General features: G+C 70.6%; 16 protein-coding genes. 5 read left to right on the forward strand and 11 right to left on the reverse strand.

All coding sequences use genetic code 11. From position 1 onward, the window contains the following. The first annotated feature begins 14 nt into the window (after positions 1 to 14). Positions 15 to 1,349: a Dyp-type peroxidase gene (locus tag ABT061_RS03880; RefSeq protein WP_350912345.1), complete on the forward strand. Its 1,335-nt coding sequence runs from the start codon at positions 15 to 17 to the stop codon at positions 1,347 to 1,349. A 54-nt stretch (positions 1,350 to 1,403) separates the two neighbouring features. After that, positions 1,404 to 2,273, forward strand: coding sequence for a bile acid:sodium symporter (locus ABT061_RS03885; protein WP_350912347.1), 870 nt, complete (start codon positions 1,404 to 1,406; stop codon positions 2,271 to 2,273). 193 nt (positions 2,274 to 2,466) lie between these two features. Here the strand turns inward: ABT061_RS03885 and ABT061_RS03890 are convergent, their stop codons facing one another. The 4 genes from ABT061_RS03890 to ABT061_RS03905 form a co-directional block, all read right to left on the reverse strand. Further along, on the reverse strand, positions 2,467 to 2,886 hold the full coding sequence (locus tag ABT061_RS03890) for a PPOX class F420-dependent oxidoreductase (protein ID WP_350912349.1): 420 nt from the start codon (positions 2,884 to 2,886) through the stop codon (positions 2,467 to 2,469). A gap of 348 nt (positions 2,887 to 3,234) precedes the next feature. Beyond that, a complete protein-coding gene (locus ABT061_RS03895; protein WP_350912351.1) occupies positions 3,235 to 3,927 on the reverse strand; it encodes a formylglycine-generating enzyme family protein in 693 nt (230 codons plus the stop codon). Between the two features lie 127 nt (positions 3,928 to 4,054). Beyond that, positions 4,055 to 4,771: an NIPSNAP family protein gene (locus ABT061_RS03900; protein WP_350912353.1), complete on the reverse strand. Its 717-nt coding sequence runs from the start codon at positions 4,769 to 4,771 to the stop codon at positions 4,055 to 4,057. Between the two features lie 65 nt (positions 4,772 to 4,836). Next, positions 4,837 to 5,259 carry an Rrf2 family transcriptional regulator gene (locus ABT061_RS03905; protein WP_350912355.1) on the reverse strand — a complete coding sequence of 141 codons (423 nt, stop codon included), beginning with the start codon at positions 5,257 to 5,259 and terminating at the stop codon, positions 4,837 to 4,839. Between the two features lie 221 nt (positions 5,260 to 5,480). On the opposite strand from ABT061_RS03905, the gene ABT061_RS03910 reads away from it, so the two are divergent. Beyond that, positions 5,481 to 6,356, forward strand: a complete 876-nt coding sequence (locus ABT061_RS03910; protein WP_350912357.1) for an alpha/beta fold hydrolase — start codon at positions 5,481 to 5,483, stop codon at positions 6,354 to 6,356. Between the two features lie 90 nt (positions 6,357 to 6,446). Here ABT061_RS03910 and ABT061_RS03915 read toward each other — a convergent pair whose 3' ends face one another. From ABT061_RS03915 to ABT061_RS03925, 3 genes are all read right to left on the reverse strand, one after another. Then, positions 6,447 to 6,851, reverse strand: coding sequence for a VOC family protein (locus ABT061_RS03915; protein WP_350912359.1), 405 nt, complete (start codon positions 6,849 to 6,851; stop codon positions 6,447 to 6,449). Positions 6,852 to 7,060: 209 nt separating this feature from the next. Continuing rightward, a complete protein-coding gene (locus ABT061_RS03920; RefSeq protein WP_350912361.1) occupies positions 7,061 to 8,206 on the reverse strand; it encodes a damage-control phosphatase ARMT1 family protein in 1,146 nt (381 codons plus the stop codon). 285 nt (positions 8,207 to 8,491) lie between these two features. Next, positions 8,492 to 9,235 carry an MBL fold metallo-hydrolase gene (locus ABT061_RS03925; protein ID WP_350912363.1) on the reverse strand — a complete coding sequence of 248 codons (744 nt, stop codon included), beginning with the start codon at positions 9,233 to 9,235 and terminating at the stop codon, positions 8,492 to 8,494. Positions 9,236 to 9,460: 225 nt separating this feature from the next. Here ABT061_RS03925 and ABT061_RS03930 point away from each other — a divergent pair, with 225 nt between their 5' ends. Beyond that, entirely contained in the window at positions 9,461 to 9,853 is a 393-nt protein-coding gene (locus ABT061_RS03930) for a hypothetical protein (protein WP_350912365.1), read from the forward strand. 3 nt (positions 9,854 to 9,856) lie between these two features. Then, positions 9,857 to 12,274, forward strand: a complete 2,418-nt coding sequence (locus ABT061_RS03935) for a DUF4132 domain-containing protein (RefSeq protein ID WP_350912367.1) — start codon at positions 9,857 to 9,859, stop codon at positions 12,272 to 12,274. Positions 12,275 to 12,355: 81 nt separating this feature from the next. Here ABT061_RS03935 and ABT061_RS03940 read toward each other — a convergent pair whose 3' ends face one another. From ABT061_RS03940 to ABT061_RS03955, 4 genes are read right to left on the reverse strand one after another with little or no spacing between them, the layout of a single operon-like run. Beyond that, complete coding sequence (locus tag ABT061_RS03940) at positions 12,356 to 15,235, reverse strand: NHLP bacteriocin export ABC transporter permease/ATPase subunit (RefSeq protein WP_350912369.1); 2,880 nt, start codon at positions 15,233 to 15,235, stop codon at positions 12,356 to 12,358. Further along, positions 15,232 to 17,475 carry an NHLP family bacteriocin export ABC transporter peptidase/permease/ATPase subunit gene (locus ABT061_RS03945; protein WP_350912371.1) on the reverse strand — a complete coding sequence of 748 codons (2,244 nt, stop codon included), beginning with the start codon at positions 17,473 to 17,475 and terminating at the stop codon, positions 15,232 to 15,234. Before ABT061_RS03945 ends, ABT061_RS03940 begins: the two co-directional genes overlap by 4 nt. Before the next feature lie 15 nt (positions 17,476 to 17,490). Beyond that, positions 17,491 to 18,303 carry a biotin/lipoyl-containing protein gene (locus tag ABT061_RS03950; RefSeq protein WP_350912373.1) on the reverse strand — a complete coding sequence of 271 codons (813 nt, stop codon included), beginning with the start codon at positions 18,301 to 18,303 and terminating at the stop codon, positions 17,491 to 17,493. Positions 18,304 to 18,309: 6 nt separating this feature from the next. Continuing rightward, on the reverse strand, positions 18,310 to 19,671 hold the full coding sequence (locus ABT061_RS03955) for a SagB family peptide dehydrogenase (RefSeq protein WP_350912375.1): 1,362 nt from the start codon (positions 19,669 to 19,671) through the stop codon (positions 18,310 to 18,312). Positions 19,672 to 19,681: the final 10 nt, after the last annotated feature.

Raw genomic sequence — 19,681 nt, forward strand, 5'->3', positions numbered from 1 at the left:
AAAAGGAGGTATTCGTGACCGGGCAAACGCACGTCACGCTCGAACTCGACGACATCCAGCGCGGGGTTCTCAGCCCTCGCCCGACCCCGTACGCCGCGACGTACATCCTGTTCCGGATCGACGACCGCGCGCACGGGCGGGAGCTGATGCGGCGCGTGAGCGCGGTGGTGACCTCGGCCGCCGACTCGATGAGTCCCCTGGGCGAGGCCTGGGTGAGCGTCGCGGTCACCTATCACGGCCTCAAGGCCCTGGGAGTGCCGCGGGAGTCGCTGGAGACGTTCCCCTGGGAGTTCCGGCAGGGGATGGTCGCACGGGCGAAGGTGCTGGGCGACACCGGAGAGAGCGCCCCCGAGAACTGGGAAGCGCCGCTGGGCACGTCCGAGGTCCACGTGGTGCTCACCGCGCTCGCGCCTGACAGCGCGCGACTGGAGGCGGCCATCGACCGCGCCCGGCCGGCGTATCGCGGCCTTCCCGGCGTGGCCGCGATCTGGCGGCAGGACTGCTACGCGCTGCCCGGCGAGACCGAGCCCTTCGGCTACCGCGACGGCATCAGCCATCCGGCTGTCGAGGGCAGCGGCATCGCCGGGTCGAACAAGCTGGAGGCGCCGCTCAAGGCCGGCGAGTTCGTGCTCGGCTACCGCGACGAGATGGGCGGCGTCCAGGCCCTGGGGCCCGAGGTACTGGGCCGTAACGGCACCTTCGTGGCCTTCCGCAAGCTCCACCAGCGCGTCGCCGTGTTCCGGCGGTACCTGAGGGACAACTCGAGCGGTCCCGAGGACGAGGAACTGCTGGCGGCGAAGATCATGGGACGCTGGCGCAGCGGCGCGCCGCTGGCGCTCAGCCCGCAGCACGACGACCCCGACCTCGGCGCCGACCGAGGCCGCAACAACAGCTTCATCTACGAGCAGGACGATCCGGTGGGGTTCACGACTCCCTGCGGCAGCCACATCCGCCGGGCCAATCCCCGCGACGCCGCGGTGGCGGGAGCGCCGAGGCTGCACCGGATGATCAGACGCGGCACCGCGTACGGTCCGCTGCTGCCCGACGGGGTCCTGGAAGACGACGGAGCCGACCGCGGACTGATGTTCACGTTCGTCGGAGCGCACCTCGGGCGGCAGTTCGAGTTCGTCCAGTCGCAATGGATGAACGACGGCGTCTTCTTCGGCGCGGGCGACGCGAGAGATCCCATAGTCGGATCCAACGACGGCCCGGGTGACTTCACGATCCCCCGGCGGCCGGTCCGGCGGCGCCTGCCGTCGCTGCCGCAGTTCGTCGTCGTACGTGGCGGCGAGTACTGCTTCATGCCTGGACTGCGCGCCCTGCGCTGGCTCGGCGATCTCGAAGGCTGAGGTACGGCGACGGGTTCCGCCCGGGGACGGTCGCTATCGGGGCGGGAGGGGCGCATGGAAACGCTGCATCTGGTGACCAACGCGGTCACCGTGATCTTCATCGCGACCACCATGTTCGCGGCCGGTCTCGGAGCCACACTGCCCGCGTTGCGCGCCATCCTGGCCGATCTCCCGCTGCTCCTGCTGGCGCTGTCGGCCAACCTGGTGGTCATCCCGCTGCTGGGCTGGGGGGTCGCCGCGCTGTTCGGCCTGTCCACGGCGCCTTTCATAGCGTTGGTGCTCGTCGCGTCCTCGCCGGGCGGGCCGCTTGGGGCGAAGCTGGGCATGGTGCAGAACGGAGACGTGGTCGCGGGCGCGGCGATGCAGGTGCTGCTCGCCACGGCGGGCAGCATCACCTTCGGCCCGACGGCCAACGCCATCCTCACCGCGGCCGAGGTCGGCGGGGGAGTCTCCCTCGACGTCGCCGCGCTGGTGCGGACCGTGGCCGTCCTGCAGCTTGTGCCGTTCGCCGTCGGACTCGTTCTGCGCCGCTACGCACCGCCCACGGCGCTATCGTGGCATCCCGTCGCCGTCAAGGTGTCGAACGTGACGTTCATGATCGTGCTGGCGGGCATGCTTCTGGGCAGCTGGCATGAAGTCGTCGCGCTGCTCGGCTCACGCGCGCTGCTCGCGGGGTTCGTCCTGTCCGTCGCCGCGTTCACCGCAGGCACATTGCTGGCCACGGGACCGCCGGTGCGCCGCACCACCATGGGGGGCGTCGCGGCGGTGCGCAACGCGGGGCCCGCGCTGGCCGCCGTCGGCATCGCCTTCGGCAACCAGCAGGCAGTCCTGGGAGCGCTTGCCGCGGTGCTGCTCAGCGGCCTGGTTGCGGCCGTACCGATCGCCGCGCTGCTCAGCCGCGGGCGCGGCGGCAGCACCACCTGAAATGCGCGGTCCCGCCGCATCATGCCGCTAACGGTTTCTGATGGGGCGGTCGCGGGTTCGAATCCCGCCACCGGCGCGAGCCGGTGTAGCTCAACCGAGAGGCCGGGACCACCGAGGTGAATCGGGTGCCCGGCCTTCGCGCTGTCATCTCAGATCGTTGCCGACTCTCAGCCGTTCGATGGCCGGGTGGACGTCAGCCGGGCTGATCGCTGTCCTTGTGCTTGCCCCAGCCGTGCCAGCGGTCGATCTCGATCCAGGCGCTGACCCGGCCGCGCTCCCGCTGCGGGTACTTCTTCCCGAGGTACTGCTGGGCCAGCCGGTCGATGTCGGTCAGATCCTTGTCATCGTGTATGTCGGCGACGTGCCCGATGATGCTGACATGTGTGTACCAGTTGCCCTCGTCGAGCACGGTGAGGCTGACCCGGGGGTCGTCGCGTAGGTGGTTCAGCCGCTTGCGGCCCTCGTCCATGTTGACCAGGATCCGGCCGTTGTCCCAGAGATACCAGGTGGCGGTGGACACCGGCCGGCCGTCGGACTGGAGCGTGGTGATGACGGCCGGATTCGGCCTCTTCAGCATGGCGACTGCTTCCTCGGGAAGCGGCGGGTTCGACATGATCTCTCCTCTTCGCGCCGGCGTCTCACGTTCCGGACGGTGACGGTTACCCGACCTTCCGTACGCGGTCCGTTCCGTGCTGGGACGCCGAGGGAACGCCTGTCGAGGCCGGAATCCCCGGCCCCGGACAACCGGCCGCAGGAGTGAGAGTGCCCATCTCAGGTCGAGCCGCAAACCCCCGACCTTGGGACTTTTCCCAGATCAAGGCCGGTGTGGGGCTCATCAAGGGCAAGACCTGCCCGTTGTGACTCCGCTGCCCCCAAGGAGAGCGACTTCTCATCAAGCCGCTGCGGCGTCACGAACGGCAGGCCCTGCCCTCAGGACATGGACGGCGAGCGGGGCGCCCACTCACCGCGATCGGGCGAGCCGGAACCCCAGGTCGTCGATGCGGAAGGTCGGGTGACTCTTGCGGCGGCACGACGCCCGGCATCCTCGGGGGTGGTCGTACACCCCGCCGCCCCGGAACACCCGGTACGGACCGTAGACCTCGGGATCGTAGACATCCCAGCACCACTCCCACACATTGCCGATCATGTCGTGCAGGCCCCACGCGTTCGGCGCCCTGGTCGCGACGTCGTGCACCTCGCCGCCGGAGTTCCCGCGGTGCCAGGCGATCTCGTCCAGCTCCCCGTAGCGCACGCCGGAGGTCCCGGCCCGGCACGCGTACTCCCACTCCGCCTCGGACGGGAGGCGGTAGCCGTCGGCCTCCAGGTCGTGGACCACGTCCTGGCCGTCGGGGTCGTCGCCCATCGCGTAGCAGGGTTCGAGCCCCGTCGCCCGCGAGAGCAGGTTGCAGAACCGGACGGCGTCCAGCCAGGAGACGTCGGTCACCGGCGTCCGCGGCCCCGCCGGGCTCGCGGGCGCCTCGCCTCGAACGGCGCGGTACAGCTCGCGGGTCACCGGATACGGCGCCAGGCAGAAGGCTCCGACCTCGACCTTCCAGATCGCCTTCGTGCCCTCGTCCCGCAGGAAGATGCTCCCGGCGGGAATCTCGACCATGTGCTCGGCGATCGCCTGGCGCGGCGTCGACTCGGGGCTCATCGCAGGTCCCGTTCCACTCGATCGGTCCGGGTGGACGACATGCGGACACACCCGTTCGCGAACGCTACCAGGCGCCCCACGTCACACGCGTGTCCTGCTTGAGCCTGACCCGAGGGCAAACCGCGTCTCAGCGCAGCAGTGATCGTGCCGTGGGCGCCAGCCGGAGCCGCTGCGGGGTGCCGGTGAGCGTTTCCGACAGTTCCGGGAGCACCCGATCACGCCAGGTGCGCGAGCGGGCCAGCCGGTCCTGGTGATCGGCGAGATCGTCAGGACCGGTGAACCGGGAGAACCACACGAAGACGTTCTCCCCGGTGCGGACCGGCAGGGCGGGGAAGGTGTTCTCGGCGTACTCGGTCCGCAGGCAGGCCAGCGGCCGTGCTCCGGTCTCGGCCAGCACCGGTCGTACGGAGCGGTCGAAGAAGTCCGCGAAGGCGTCGTCGAACGGCCGGTCGCGGTGGTAGATCGTCGCGGTGACGATCGACGGCGTCGCGGCGTCGCCGACCGGAGGCCGCGCCGATGCCGGAAGGTCCTCTCTCGCACGCAACAGCAGCACGTCATCGGAGTCGATCATCGTCGCGTTGGCCCGATCCCGGTTCGCCTTCCAGACCGGACCGCCATAGAAGGAGCGCAGTGCCTCGGCCCGGTGCTCCATGTCGGGGAATCCGCGCAGCCAGACGAACCGGTTCGGAGCGTCGAGGTCGCGGAACTGGCCGATGACGGTCATCCCCGCCGCCTCCTGGGACTCGATGAACTCCCTCTCGAAGAGGTCGATCAGCACATCACGTCCCCCCTCGTGCAGTGTGTACTGCCTGAGCTCGACGATCGGGCATCGGCTGTCCTTCACCGGCGAAGATCCTTCCGTGTTGCTGGAACAAACATTGTTACTACTGAAGGCGCGCGTCGCCGCGCCTACAGGCAGCCCCGCAGCACATCGGCGATCGAGGTGCGACCGAGTTCGCGGCGCAGGCTCTGGTCGGCCTGCTCGTAGACCACGCCCAGCACGGGCCGGATGCCCCTGCCGATCGGGCACTCCAGGTTGGGTTCGGTGTGGTGCATGGCGAAGAGCGGTTCTCGCTCCACGGCGTCGTACACCTGGAGCAGGGTGATGTCCTCGGGTGCGCGGGCCATGCTCCAGCCGGCCCCGGCCCCGTGACGGACCTCCACCAGGCCCGCCCGGCGCAGATCGCCGAGGCTGCGCCGGATGATCACCGCATTGGTGTTGACGCTGGCGGCGACCTGCTCCGAGGTCAGCCACTCCTGCCCGCGCCGCTGGGCGAGCGCGATCCAGGTCAGAGCGTGTACGGCGATCGTCAGCCGGCTGTTCGCAGCCATCGTCCTCCTTGTCTGTAACAATGTATGTTACATCAAGGCGGCCGACACCGAACCGATGCCGGGCGAAGGAGCCGGGCGCGGGCAGGCCACTTCTTCCTTTGGCAGTGTCGGCAACCGCGTTCGCGGGGTTCGGGAGGGGGTTACGGTCCGAAACCGGCGTGGTCCCGCCGGGGACGAAAATCCGGTGCGGATATGGGCTGCCTGCGGCAAGTATGGGGCCTATGAGTGTGCGTATCGACGATCCTGTCCGGCTCGGTGAGAGCCGGCTCCCCGATGGGCGGCTGCTCGGCTGGGCCGAGTGGGGCGCACCGGACGGCATTCCGGTGCTGCTCTGTCCCGGGGCGGCCACGAGCCGGTGGCTCGGTTTCGGCACGGATGCCGTCGATGAGCTCGGAGTACGTCTTGTCTCCGTGGACCGTCCGGGACTCGGCGCCTCGACACCCGCGCCCGGCCGGACGTTCGCCGACTTCGCCGAGGATGTCCGCCATCTCGCCGGGCTGCGCGGGCTGGGATCCCCGGCGGTGGTCGGCAGCTCGCAGGGCGCGCCGTTCGCGCTCGCGTGCGCTGTCGAGGGGATCGCCGCGACGCTGGCCATCGTGTCCGGCGCGGACGAGATCGCCGCGCCGGAGTTCACCGAGGCGCTGCCCGCGGAGCTGCGCGGGCTCGTCGACAGGGCCGTGCATGATCCGGATGGAGCGGAGAAGTTCTTCGCCGGCTTCGGCGCGGGCGCGATGTGGGACATGGTCATGGCCGGGAGCCCGGCCTCCGACCTGGCGGTATATCGGGATCCCGGGTTCGGGGCCGGTTACCGCCGGGCGCTGGACGAGGGATTCGCCCAGGGGGCGGCCGGTTATGCCCGTGACACCGTACTGGCCATGGGGAGATGGCCGTTCGACCTTGGGAGGATCACCGTTCCGGTCGACGTCTGGTACGGCGAGCAGGACACCGGCCACTCTCCGGACAGGGGAGCGACACTCGCCGCCCGGATCCCCGGCGCCGTACGGCATCTGGTGCCGGAAATCGGCGGTGCGGTGCTCTGGACCCACGCCGAGCCGATCCTCCGCTCCCTTGTCGGGAACGTGGCGGCCAGTGGGTAGCGGGCCATGGCCGGGATCTGAGGGCTGCCCGGTGCCGGGCCGTCGATGTCCGGGCGGACCCGGCAGGCCCGGGGATTCCGACAGGATCTCCTAGCCTCGGGCGGATATCTGCTGTACGGCCCAGCCGTTGCCGTCCGGGTCGTTGAAGAAGACGAATCCGACGTTGTCCAGGGGGTCCGGTTCGGGATTCGGGTTCTCGCCGAGGACCTGGATCTCGCTGACCTCCACCCCTCGCTCGACGAGCCGGGCGCGCGCCGCGTGGAGATCCGAGACGACCAGTTGCAGCCCCCGGAGCGAGCCCGGCGCCATGTCCGTGAGCCCCTTTCCCACCACGATCGAGCAGCCAGAGCCCGGAGGGGTCAGCTGGACGATGTGCACGTCGTCGCCGACCTTGGTGTCGTGGTCCACGGCGAAGCCGAGGCGCTCGGCGTAGAAGGCCTTGGCGCGGTCCACGTCGGAGACCGGCACGATCACCACTTCCAGGGTCCAGTTCACGGTGCGTTTCCTCTCGGCGGCGGGACGACTTCCAACGCACGTCTATCAGCCGCCCCCGACAAATCCATGCGGCCGAGACGAGACACCGAAGTGCGAAGGTCACTCGCCGTGGCGGGTAGGGACTTCTCGTGCGCCGTCGATGCCCGCCCGGCGGGCCGGGGTGACGGGGCGCGCTACAACGACACCTGTCGAGGCCATCGGGAACCGCGTCAGGAACCGCTCCCGGGCACCCTTTCCCGGAGGTCGGCCTGGAGGAGCCCGTAGCCGCCGGTGACACGCCAGTCCGGGGTGTCCGCGTCGAGGTTTCTCAGGGTCGCCGGGGGGATGCCGACGACCACGTCGGATTTGAGGGTGCGGAGCGCGGCGACCGGGCCGGGAAAGTACGCGACCGCGTCGGCGAACGGGGTGGTGGCCGGCCAGGCCCGGTCACCCACCAGCCGCCGGTAGTTGAGATCGCCCTTCATGATGGTCAGCGACGCCCGCTCGAACAGAACCGCGAGGTCGGCGGGGAGCCGGCGGAAGGACCAGGGCGCGCAGTAGAAGTCGTGGACGTACGGCGAGAGTCTCCCGTCCGCGGTCGCCTTCCGGAGCCGGTGGAAGGGCGCGCCGTCTGTTTCGGCCAGGCGGTCCAGGGTGTCCGCGAGGTCGGCGGTGGTCGCGTCGGACACGTAGTAGGGATGCGGCTTCAGATGAAGAGCGACCGAGGCCGCGTGCCCGTGTTCCAGGAGATGGTCGATGAGGATCAGGTCCGCGAGCAGCTCGCGCCCGGCGTTGTCGGCCACCACCACGACCTCGGCCCCGGGAGCGAGCGCGTTCCACATCTTCGCGCTGTCGTCGCAGACCAGCTCGGTACTCGACGATTCGGTGAGGGTGCCCATTGCGAAACTCAGGTCGGCGCGGTTGCCCCAGAGCGCGGCCAGCAGCTTCGCCTGACCGGACGCGCCGGCCGTCGGCCACTCAAGGTCGTCGAGGGATGCCAGCTCGGCCCGCTTGAGAGGGGCGAACGGGTCCACTCCCCGCCACGGTCCCGGCTCGAAGAACCCGACCGCGTCAAGCACCCGCCGGTAGAAGTACGACTCCGACCAGAGGAAAGGGGCGTCCGACCAGGGTTTTCCGAAGTGCTCGGCTCCCCAGCCCGCCCACACCTCCCGATCATGGGCCTGCGCGCCGAGCGGCTCCATCACCCCGGAGAAGATCTCGGTGAGCAACGCGTCCAGCGCATCGTGCTCTTTCGGACCGTACGAATTCGTGTCCTTGATCTTCGCTACCAGCTTCGGAGTGCGATCGTGCCAGACCTGCCAGGCGTAGCCCTTCGGATCGCTGTTCAGCAGCTCGGGCGGTAGCTCGTCATTCACCGGAAGTTCTCTCGCTCCTCGTCGGCGGGCGTCCGTATGACAACCGTACGCGTCGTGCCAAGCGACAGGAGAGTGGGCTCTGATCCACTCAGGGGGAGATCGATAGCTTCGGACACATGGTGCCGGTGGACCGGCTGACATGCGCAGCGATTCACCCCTGCAATGTCGATCGAGGTCGATCACCGAAGCGGTCCGGCCGCCATGCGCGCGAGGATCGATGCGATCGTGGACGCGCACCCCATGTCGCATCGGCGTGAACGCGGTCGAAGCCGGAGGAGGCCTTGCTCAGGAAAGATCGACGGCGAGACCGGAAGTGGCGATGCCGATCTCACCGTCGTACTCGGCCCCGGCGGCGGCTTGCGCGGCTGTGGCGTCTGTGCCTGGCTGCAGGTGGGTCAGTAACAGGTGCCGGGCGCCGGCTTCCTTGGCATGCCGGCCTGCCTGGCGGGCGCTCGACAGGTGGCGCCGCGAATCCTCCGGGACCCGGTCCGCATAGGTGGCCTCGGCCAGAAGCAGATCGGCGCCGCGCGCCAGGTCCACCACATCGGGGCTCGGGCCGGTGTCACCGGTGTACGCGAGCACCCGCTCGCCCGCTGTCAGCCGTATGCCGGCATTGGGCACCGAGTGCGGCAGCAGACGGGTCCGCGCGCGGAACGGGCCGATGTCGAGCGAGTCGCCGGCGGTGAACTCGTGCAGGACATAGACGCCGGTCAGCATTCCCGGGCGGTCCAGCGCGAGTACCGCGTCCAGGGCACCGGGCAGCGAGTACACCGGCAACGGCGCCGGCGGGTCATCACGGAATGCCCGCGCCCGCAACAGCGGGTTCAGGTCGGCACAGTGATCGGGATGTCCGTGACTGATGAACACCGCGTCGACCTGATCGGCGGTGATCCGTTCCAGCAGTCGCGGCATCGTCGCATATCCAGGGTCGACGAGTAGCCTGAACCCGTCGTGCTCCACGAGGTAACCGCTGCAGGCCTGGCCCGCCCCCGGCCACGCACCGCATCCGCCAAGGATTGTCAGCAGCATCCATGAACTCTAACGGCCGGTTCACCGAGTTCCGCTTTTTCGGTCACCCGTCATCCGCGATGAATTCAGATCTCCGCCGCTTCGCGTAACGAATGACACGCGCGACATCCACGGGGTGCTCAGGGCCGACCGGGCGGGCCCCCGGTTCGGTGACATCGGTTTCTGTCGGATTGAAATGCTACTGATGGCCATCACAGTGATTCCAATTATTTGTGGAGCCGCCAGATGGCAACGGTCACCTTCAGGGATGAGACCGCGACGGGAAAGCCGATGGAGGAGTTCACCCTCCCCGACCTGCCGGAGAGAATCTCGGCGCGGGAACTGGTCCGGCTCAGGGTCCGCGAGGAGGTCGCCCGGTACAACGCGGCCCCCGCCGCCCGGTTCAACGGCCTGGTCCGTCCCGAGGACGCCGAGGTGGAGTTGAACGGCTACCGGATGGGCGCGAAGCGGCGGATCGACTGGGAACGGCAGGCGGACACCGCCGAGCGGGCGTTCGGCCGCAACGGGTTCCTGCTGCTCGTCGGGGAGCGTCAGATCGACGACCTGTCCGAGATGATCGACCTGACCGTCGACCCGGTGGTGTCCTTCATCAAGCTCGTTCCGCTGGTCGGGGGCTGAGGAATGGGCGTCATCGACGACTTCCCCAGATCTCACGGCTATGTCATGCACTACCTGGACGCACCGACCCGTGAGATCTTCGCCCGCTTTGACGCGGCCTTCGAGGCGGGGCGGGAGCTTCCCGACGCGGAGAGCGACCCGAGGCTGTTCGGCCGCTGGGCGCAGCTGCGGCTCGGCAACGGGCACCACGGGGTCCATGAGTACGACGAGCGTGTGCTGCGCGCGACCCGGCTGGCCGCCGACAGTGACACCCCATGGACGTTCGAGGACGCCCGTTTCCTCTGGATGGCCGCCGACGCGCTGATGACCTGGAGGCACACCGACTATTCGGAGCTGTACCGGCTCCCGCTCGCCGCGATCCGGCGGCTGGACTACCGGGGACGCCGCCAGATCCTGGAGGGGACGCTGGGGTGGTTCCGGAAGTACCACCGGCCGGTCTGGGACGCCCTGCACGATCAGATGGAGGACGTGCTGACCGAACCCGCGGAGAACGGCCCGGCCGGTGTGGTGCGGAACGTCATCTGGGACTGCGACGAGGTCGCCCGCAGGCTGGCCGAGGAGTACGGCGCGCGCCTGGCCGCCCCCGAGGTCCTGCCCCTGTTGCGGCACTGGAACAGCGCCCGATCCGCCAAGCCCAGCGAGAGATGGCTCAGGACCGCGGAAACGCTGCTGACCCCCGAAGCCGCCGGCCTCGTCCGCGAGATCCTCGTCCTGGTGGCGGCTCACCGGGAGAGGCAGGAGGAGAACCTTTACGGGTGGGAGACCGCCTTCCTGCACGAGCGCACCGCCGTGCCGGTGCGCGGCGTGGTGTGGACGTGCGAGCTGATCGACGAGCCGTGGGTGGCCGCACTCCTCGGTGACGTCGCGCTGACCTGCGGGACCGGGATCGGCGGGGCGGGCGCCAACTGCCGCAGCGAGCTGCTCGCCAACGCCGCGGTGCACACGCTGGCCCGCCGGGGCGGGCTGGAGGTGGTCGCGGCCCTGGCCAGGGTCCAGGTCAAGGTCCGCAAGAAGACCGTGCTGAGCAACGTGGCGCGCACCCTGGACGCGGTGGCCGCCGAGGCGGGGCTGGGCCGCGAGCAGTTGCTGGACCGTACCGTGCCCGCCTTCGGGCTCGGCCGGGACGGGGTGCGGGAGGAGAAGATCGGCGACTGCCTGGTACGGCTCCGCGCCGACGGTCCCGCGCTCCAGTTCGTCAACCCGGCCGGCCGGACGGTCAGGTCGGCGCCGCAGGCGATCCGCCAGGCCCCCGAGCTCGCCGTCCTCAAGGCCACCCTGAAGGAGCTCAAGCAGGCACTGCCCGCCGAGCGGTTCCGGCTGGAGCGGGCGCTGATCGAGGAACGGCTCTGGCGCTGGGCGGAGGTGACGGAGTTCTTCCTCGACCATCCGCTCACCGGCCTGTACGCCGGGAACCTCATCTGGCAGACCCGCCAGGGCCCGGCCGGGCTCCCCGTCCGGACCGATTCCGGATGGGAACTCACCGACCCGCAGGGCCGCCGCGTCCGGCCGGACCCCGACACCCCGGTCCGGCTCTGGCACCCGATCCACGCGACCGCCGAGGACGTGCGGGCCTGGCGCGACCACCTGCTGGAGCACGGCATCCGCCAGCCGTACAAGCAGGCGTTCCGCGAGGTCTACCTGCTGACCCCGGCCGAGGAACGGACCCGCGTCCACTCCAACCGGTTCACCGGGCACACGCTCCGCTACGGCCAGGCCAAGGCGTTGTTGAACCAGCGCGGCTGGAGCGGGCCGTCCATCGGCCACTGGGACTACGAGTGCGGCGGCGACCAGGGCGAGGCCGTCAGGGAACTGTCCGGCTGGCAGGCCCGGTGGTACATGCACGTGACGGGAGACCCGGATGCCGACGGGTGGGGGAGCGCGTCCTTCTGTGTCAGCGAGCGGATTCGCTTCCACCGGGCCGACGACCTCGCCGGTGACGAGGGCGTGCCGCTGACCGAGGTGCCGCCGCTGGTGCTGTCGGAGGTGCTCCGCGACGCCGACCTGGCGGTGGGCGTCACCTCGGTCGGCCTCGACCAGCGGGCCGTCGCCGGGCACGAGGAGTACTGGCACTCCTACGGGTTCGGCGAACTCACCGAGACCGCCGGCACCCGGCGCGACGCGCTCGCCCGGCTGCTGCCCCGGCTGAGGATCGCCGACCGGGCCGAGCTGACCGACCGGTTCCTGCGGGTACGCGGAGACCGGCGGACCTACAAGATCCACCTGGGCTCGGGCAACATCCTGATGGAGCCCAACGACGCCTACCTGTGCATCGTCCCCGGCCACGACCGCGACGCCGCCTCGGTCTTTCTGCCCTTCGAGGAGAACGGCGGCATGCTGTCGATCATCCTGTCCAAGGCGTTCCTGCTCGCCGACGACACGGCCATCACCGACCCGTCGATCACCCGCCAGCTCGGCACCTGAGAGTCGTCCGGGGAAAGAGCCGGCCGCCCATCAGTGAGATCACGGCGCCGCGGCGGCTCGCCGATCCTCGCCGAGCCGCACTCAGGAGAGCTGACGGGTGGCCAGCTGGGCGAACAGGCCGTCCTTCACGGCCAGTAGTTCGTCGTAGGTGCCCTGCTGGACGATCCGTCCCTCGTCCATGACCACGATGCGGTCGGCGGCCACCACCGTGGAGAGCCGGTGGGCGATCACCACCCGGGTGGCGTTGAGCCGGCGGGTGCTCTCGGCGACCCGGCTCTGGGAGGGATTGTCCAGCGCGCTGGTGGCCTCGTCGAAGAAGACGATGCGGGGCCGGGCGACCAGCGCCCGAGCGATCATGAGACGCTGCCGCTGGCCGCCGGAGAGCGTGCTGGTGCCCTCGGAGAGCACGGTGTGCATGCCCATCGGCATGGCCCTGATGTCGTCGGCGAGCCCGGCCATCTCGGCCGCCGCCCAGGCGTCGTCCACCGTGTGGATGCTGCTGCCGACGATGTTGGCCTGGATGCTGCCCGCCTGCAGCGCGCCGTTCTGGAGCACCACCCCGCACTGGCGGCGGACGGCGGAGACGTCGAGTTCGGCGAGGTCCTGGCCGTCGTAGAGCACGGTGCCCGACAGTGGGATCTCGAAGCCGAGCAGCAGCCGCAGCACCGTGGACTTGCCGCTGCCCGAGGGGCCGACCAGGGCCACGAACTCGCCGGGCTCGATCGACAGGGCGACCCCGTCCAGGGTCAGCGGACCGTCCTGGCCGTAGCGGAACGACACCTGGCTGAGTGCGAGCCGTCCGGACAGGTCGCCGGGGTCGGCCTTGGTGCCGTCGGTCTCCGGCCGGGCCTCCAGGATCGGCTTGATGTTCTCCATCATCGGCACGACGCCCATCGCGGTGACGGCGGCGGCGGTGAACTGGAGGCTGGAGGCCAGCAGCAGGCTGAGCGCGGTGAAGAACGGCAGGAAGGTGGCGACCGAGACCTGGCCCGCCATCGGTCCCGCCACCACCGCGAACACGACCCCGGTGCAGACCAGCGGGAATCCGGCGTTGAACGTGGTCACCGCGTTCTGGATGCGACGGGCCGAGGCGGTCAGCGAGCGGCCCCTGGTGACCTCGCGCGTCCACTCGGCGAACGCCCGTTCCTCGGCGGCGGCGGCCCGCAGCTTCGGCATCGCGGTGAGCATCTGGAAGACCCGGGCCGACATGGTCCGCTCGTGCTCGTAGGACTGCCGCTGCCAGCGGAGCTGCATCCGTCCCGCGACGATGGCGAACCCGAGCCCGAACAGCATGAGCCCGGTGGCGACCAGAGCCAGGCGCACGTCGTAGAAGTAGACCAGGACCAGGTTGGCCGATCCGGTGAGCAGCCCCAGCGTGGCCGTGGTCAGCATCCCGGAGAGCATCTCCTGCGCCGAGCTGATGCCCAGCACCGTGGTGCCCAGCTCACCGGTGGAATAGCGGGCGAAGAACCCGGCGGGCAGGGAGAGCAGCCGGGTCCACAGGCCCGACTGCAGGGCCGAGGTGGTGCGGCTCTCGACCCGCAGCACCGCGATGTTCTGCACCACCGACAGGGCCGCGATCACGAACCCGGAACCGATCACCACCAGGGAGCCCTGCACGATGAGGTCGAGTTCGGCCCGGACCGTGAACACGCCGAGCACCTTGCCCGTCATGATCGGGACGAGCAGTCCGAGCAGCGCGACCAGCACCCCCATGGTGGCGAACCGCAGCAGGTCACGGTAGTTGCCGCTGTCGAGGAGCCCCAGGCGCAGCAGCGCGCCGACGGTCTTGATCGAGGCGGGCAGCGGCCGGTACAGCACGTGCGCCCGGTTCTCCAGGTTGCGGGCGACGGCCGCGGTGACCGGGGTGAGCACGCCGTCGTCCACCATGACGTAGCCGCGTCCCATGGTCAGCAGCGCCACCGGACGGCCCGCGGAGTTGCTGCCCACCATGGGCCCCAGGTCCTGCGTCCACCACGGGCCGTCCAGCCGTACGAGCCGGGTCCTGACGCCGGAGGCCAGCGCTATCGCCTGCAGGTCGCCCACCGGGCGGTCCTGGCTGCCGCGCCGCACCGGCGGCCGGACCTCGAACCCCTGGTGCGCCGCCACCAGCCGGGCCGCGGCCAGCGCGGGCGGATCGTTGGCCACGTCGGCCAGTTTCACCTGGACCTCGGTGTCCCGCAGCACGGCGTCGAAGCTCCGTACGGCCTGCGTCAGCACGGTGCTCTCGCGTTCACGCAGGCCGGTCAGGGCGGCGCGCTCCTCCTCGCGCCGCCGTTCGAGGCGTTCGTCGACGGTGTCGAGCAGCCGGACGGCGTGGGCGGCGAGGAACTCGCAGAGCAGGCCCTCGTCGAAGACCGAGTGCAGCGAGCGGGTCCGCAGCCGGGTCCTGGTGCGGGCGACGAGCCAGTCCCTTTCGGTCAGGCAGATGTCGCTGCCCGCGCCGAGCACCAGATCGTTGCCGCCGACCTCCACGTCACCCGCCTCGACGCGCACGCAGCGCACGCCGTCGACCGATCGCACGGCGCGGCCCGCGTCCAGCTCGGCCGTCCCGTTGCCGGGCAGCGGGACGAACTGGCGGGGCGGCAGGGGAGCGGGCAGCGCCCGGGCCAGCAGTTCGATGCCGCGGCTGAGTCCCTTGACCAGCCAGGTGGCGGCCTCGGCGGGCAGCTCGTGCAGAGCCGCGACCGGGACGTCGGAGAGTACGGCGCCGGGCACCGGGCGGGCCACGATCACGTGGCGCGGCCCCGACCGCACCCCGCAGGCCAGCACCGTGCCCGCCTCGGCCCGGCCCAGGAAGTTCCAGCGGCCGTCCAGCTCGCCGTCGGCGGTCCGGACCGCGAACAGGTCCACCGCGCCGGCCTCGACCAGCAGCATCCGCCCGGGGTTGTCGAGGATCGTGAACCGCTCGGTGCCGAGGTCCAGCGGGATGGCGACTCCGGCGAGAGCAGCGGGGCTCACAGTCCTCCTCCGGTGTTGAACAGCCGCGTGTAGATGCCGTCGGCGGCGAGCAGCTCCTCGTGGATGCCGCGCTCGGCGACCTCGCCGTGGTCCAGGACGATGATCTCGTCGGCGTCGCGGATGGTGGACAGCCGGTGGGCCATCAGCAGGCAGGCGCAGCCGCGGCGGCGCAGGTTGTCCATGATGACGTGCTCCGTCTCCGGGTCCAGGGCGCTGGTGGCCTCGTCGAGGATCAGCAGGGTCGGCTCGGCGGCCAGGGCGCGGGCCAGTTCGAGCCGCTGCCGCTGGCCGCCGCTGAAGTTGCGGCCGTCCTCGCGGACGAACGAGTTGATCCCGCCGGGACGGGCCAGCACGGCGTCGTAGACGGCGGCGTCGCGGAGCGCGTCGAGCACCACCTCGTCGGGGACCGCCTCGTCCCACAGGGTCAGGTTGTCGCGTACGGTCCCGGCGAACAGCACGATGTCCTGGTCGACGTAGGCCATCGAGCTGGCGAGCACGGTGCGCGGGATCTCGTCCAGCGGATGGCCGTCGAGCAGGATCCGGCCGGCGCGCGGCTCGTACAGGCCGGTCAGCAGGCGGCCCAGGGTGGATTTGCCGCTGCCGGAACCGCCCACGATCGCGACCCGGCTGCCCGGTGTCATGCTCAGCGAGAGGTTCTTGATGACCGGATCGCTCAGCGGGCCGTACCCGAAGGTGACCTCCTGCAACTCCAGGCGGCCCTCCAGGCGGGTGCCGAGTTCCGCCTCGCCGCCGGCACGCTCGAAGCAGCGGGCGATCGGGTGCCGCTCCACGTCGTGGATGCGCTTGGCGTCGGCGCTGAGGTCCTGCAGGCGGCCGCCGAGGTTGGTGAGCTGGGTGACCGGCCTGCTCAGCGCGGCCAGCAGGGTCTGGAAGGAGATCAGGATGCCGATGCTGAGCACGCCTTCCACCACCCGCAGCCCGCCGATCAGCAGCATCAGGCCGGTGTTCACCGTGGCCAGCAGGGGCGGGACGACGACCAGCACCGCGGTGGGCACGCCGAGCCGCTGCTGCGCGGAGACGACCTTGGCCAGGAAACCCGCCCAGCGGGTGAAGGCGTCGGGTTCCGCGCCGGTGGCCTTGACCGTCTCGATCATGCTGAGCGTGGCGAAGGTGGTGCCGGTGAGGTTGCCGCGGTCGGTGCGGAGTGCGGTGACCGCGTCCTTGCGGGCCCGGGCGACCCAGCGCAGCACCAGGATGTTCAGCGCCGCCATGCCGACGCCGATGATGCCGAGCAGCACGTCGTAGCGGACCAGCAGGGCGGCGTAGAACGCCACCAGGACCATGTTGATCACCGTCAGCGCGAGGTCGCGGGAGAGGATCTCGGCCACCGTGTCGTTGGTGGAGATCCGCTTGGCGACCTCGGCCGGTCGGCGTTGCAGGAAGAACTCGATGGGCAGCCGGAGCAGGTGACGGAAGAAGCGGGCGGAGCCGACCAGCCCGACCCTGATCTCCAGCCGCAGAAGGTAGTACTGCTGCACCGAGGTCAGCACGAAGATGGCCGCCGCGGTGAACACCATGACGATCAGCAGCGGCGGCAGGATGTCAGGGGAGTTGCCGCTCAGCACCCGGTCGATGAACACCCGGTAGTAGGCGGGCCCGGCGATGCCGGGCAGCAGTAGCAGCGCGCTGGCCAGCAGCACCAGTGGCAGGGCGCGTCCGGACGGCAGCCGCCACTGGAGCAGCGCCTTGCTGAGCTTGGCGCGTTCGCCACCCGGCTTGAAGTCGGGGCCGGGTTCGAAGGTCAGCATGATCCCGGTGAAGCCGGAGTCGAACTCCGACCACTCCATCAGCCGCGGACCCGAGGACGGGTCGTTGATCGCGACCATGGTGCGGCCGAACCGGGTCACCAGTCCCTCGACCACGATGAAGTGCTGGAACGCCCAGAAAATGATCACCGGCCCGCTCTGGTCGCGGAGCAGCTCGGCCTCGACCTGGAAGCCCTTGGCGATCATTCCGTAGGAGCGGGCCGCCGCGAGCATCGAGGATGCCTTGGACCCGTCCCTGGACACCCCGCACCGGCCCCGCAGCTCCTCAAGCGGCACGTGCTTGCCGTAGTGGCCCAGGACCATCGCCAGCGCGGCCGCGCCGCACTCGACCGACTCCATCTGGATCACGGTCGGCACCCGGTGCCGGTTCTTCCTGCGGGGGCGCGGGGGGCGTGGCTGGTTCTTGGGCGCGGGCTTGGCGGGCTCCGCGGGTTTCAATGTCGTGTTCGTCATCGGTGCCTCCTCCGCTCAGCGCCCGAGCACCAGGTCGAACGGTGTCTGCTCGCCCAGGTGGATGGAGGCCGACACGGTCACCTGGGAGTCGAGCTGCACGGGCGGTCCCTGCGCGGTCGACCAGCTGTATCCCGAGTGCGAGCTCTGGTCGGGGATCAGGTCCACGATGATCATCAGGGGGGCCTGGACCGCGGCGTATCTCTTGGCGGCCAGCTCGCCGCCGACCAGCCCGGCCAGCGCCTCACCGGTCAGGGGGTAGCGGCTGACCGAGGTGACCTGGCCGCGCAGCAGTCCGAAGGCCGCGGCGGGCGCGGTGGACACCTCCAGGTCGACCGGGCGGCCGGGGGCGATCCACGCCGCCCGGTCGGCGGGCACGAACACCATGGCGACCAGGCGGTCGTCGGGCAGGTCGGTCCGCTCGACCGTGGCGACCGTGGTGCCGACGGCGACCACCTGGCCGTCGCTGACCGTGGTGCCGACCACCTGGCCGGTGAACGGGCTGGCCACCTCCTGGGTCTTGCCGTCGGCGTCCTGCAGCTCGGCGACGGACTGGCCGACGATCACCCGGTCGCCCGGCCGGACCAGCACGCGGCGGGCCAGCCCCGAGTAGTGACTCTGGATGCGGGCCGTACCGCCCGGGTGGGTGAGGACACCCGGGGCGGCGACCGAGATGCGCAACTCGCCGGCGAACGCCCAGACCAGCCCGCCCGCCATCACGATCATCACGACGAAGACCGCGATCCAGCCCCGGGGGGTGGCCAGCAGGGTGGGGGAGTCCAGCTCGTCGGGCTCGCGCATCCGTTGCAGCGCCTGGTAGCGGAATCTCATCGCGGTCTACTCCTCCGTCCGGGGCCGGGAGCCGAGTACGAGTTCCCCGACCGTGCCCTCAAGGAGCGGGTCGCGTCCCGAGGCGGTGGCGAAGGCCGCGGCGTCCCCGCCGCCCAGGCCGCACACGGCCAGGTCCATCGCGGTGGCCACCAGGTAGAGGGTCTGGTAGAGCACGCCCACGTGTTTGAGGATCAGCGGGTAGGCGACGGTCTCGTATTTCCACATCACCCGGCCGAACCGGGCCGCCACCAGCAGCACCACCTGTGGATCCGCCTCCAGCATGGCGGCGCCCCGAGCCTGGCCGACCAGCGCCTCGGTGGCCTTGCCCGGCTCGGCGACGAGTTCCAGCTCGTGCCGGTCGGTCGCGTAGTGCCACAGGCCGGGCGCCAGTCCCTCGCACGCCGTCACCAGCGGGTAGACCTCCAGCTCGTGTACGGCGCCGCCGCTCGGATACGGCCGGTCGGCCAGTTCCTGGCCGTCGCCGCCGGTCATGGTGCCCCGCCTGCGCAGGCTCCGGTAGAGCAGCTCGCCGAGCTGGGCCAGGGTGATCGGTCTGTCCTGGTCGTGGGCGCGGATCGAGCGGCGCCGTTCGAGCACCTCGGTGAGCGACGGGTCCCCGGCCGCGATCTCGTCCAGGTCGGGCACCGGCAGCGCGACGGTCCGGGCACCGGCGGGCGGCGGGGAGACCGGTTCCGGCGTGAAGCGGTCCTTGATGGGATAGGTCCCGCCGTATCCGCCGACCGAGGCGGGGAAGCGGGTACGGGAGTGGAAGGCCAGGTCGGCGGGGTGCCACTGGGCGTAGGGGCGCTCGGCCACCTCCACGTCCTCATCGGGACCGCCCGGCGCCAGCAGGCCGGCCGTGGCCAGCAGCCGCAGCACCGGGGCGGGCACGGAGGTGCTCCAGGTCGCCAGCTCGCCGAGCAGCCCGGCGGCCTGCGGCATCAGCTCGACGGCCAGGTGCCGGCCGGGGGTCTGCAGGGTCAGCGTGCCGTCCACCACCCGCGCCTCGGCGAAGCGCGACAGCCGTACCGGGCCCGTGGGGGCCGCCGCCGGCAGCGTCGAGCCCCGGCCGACGGAAAAGAGCCTGGCCACCACGGTGCCGTCCACCGCCGCGGCGTGTTCGAGCAGCCCGGAGGTGTTCAGCCCGCGGAACAGCAGGTGCCAGCGGAGCAGTCCCGCCTCGCCGTCCGCCATGGTCACCGCGCCTGCCAGGGCGGCGTCATCGTGGTCGCCCTCGGCCAGCAGCTTCAGGGCCGTGCCCTGTCCCGGTGACAGGTTCCTCAGTTCGAGAGCCGTGGTGGTCAGTTGGATGCGCTCACCGGAGAACGACGCGTCCCGGCGCAGCCGGGAGACGATGATGGGGTTCATGGGGGGACCG

Source organism: Streptosporangium sp. NPDC002544, from assembly GCF_040295965.1.
Lineage (GTDB): Bacteria > Actinomycetota > Actinomycetes > Streptosporangiales > Streptosporangiaceae > Streptosporangium.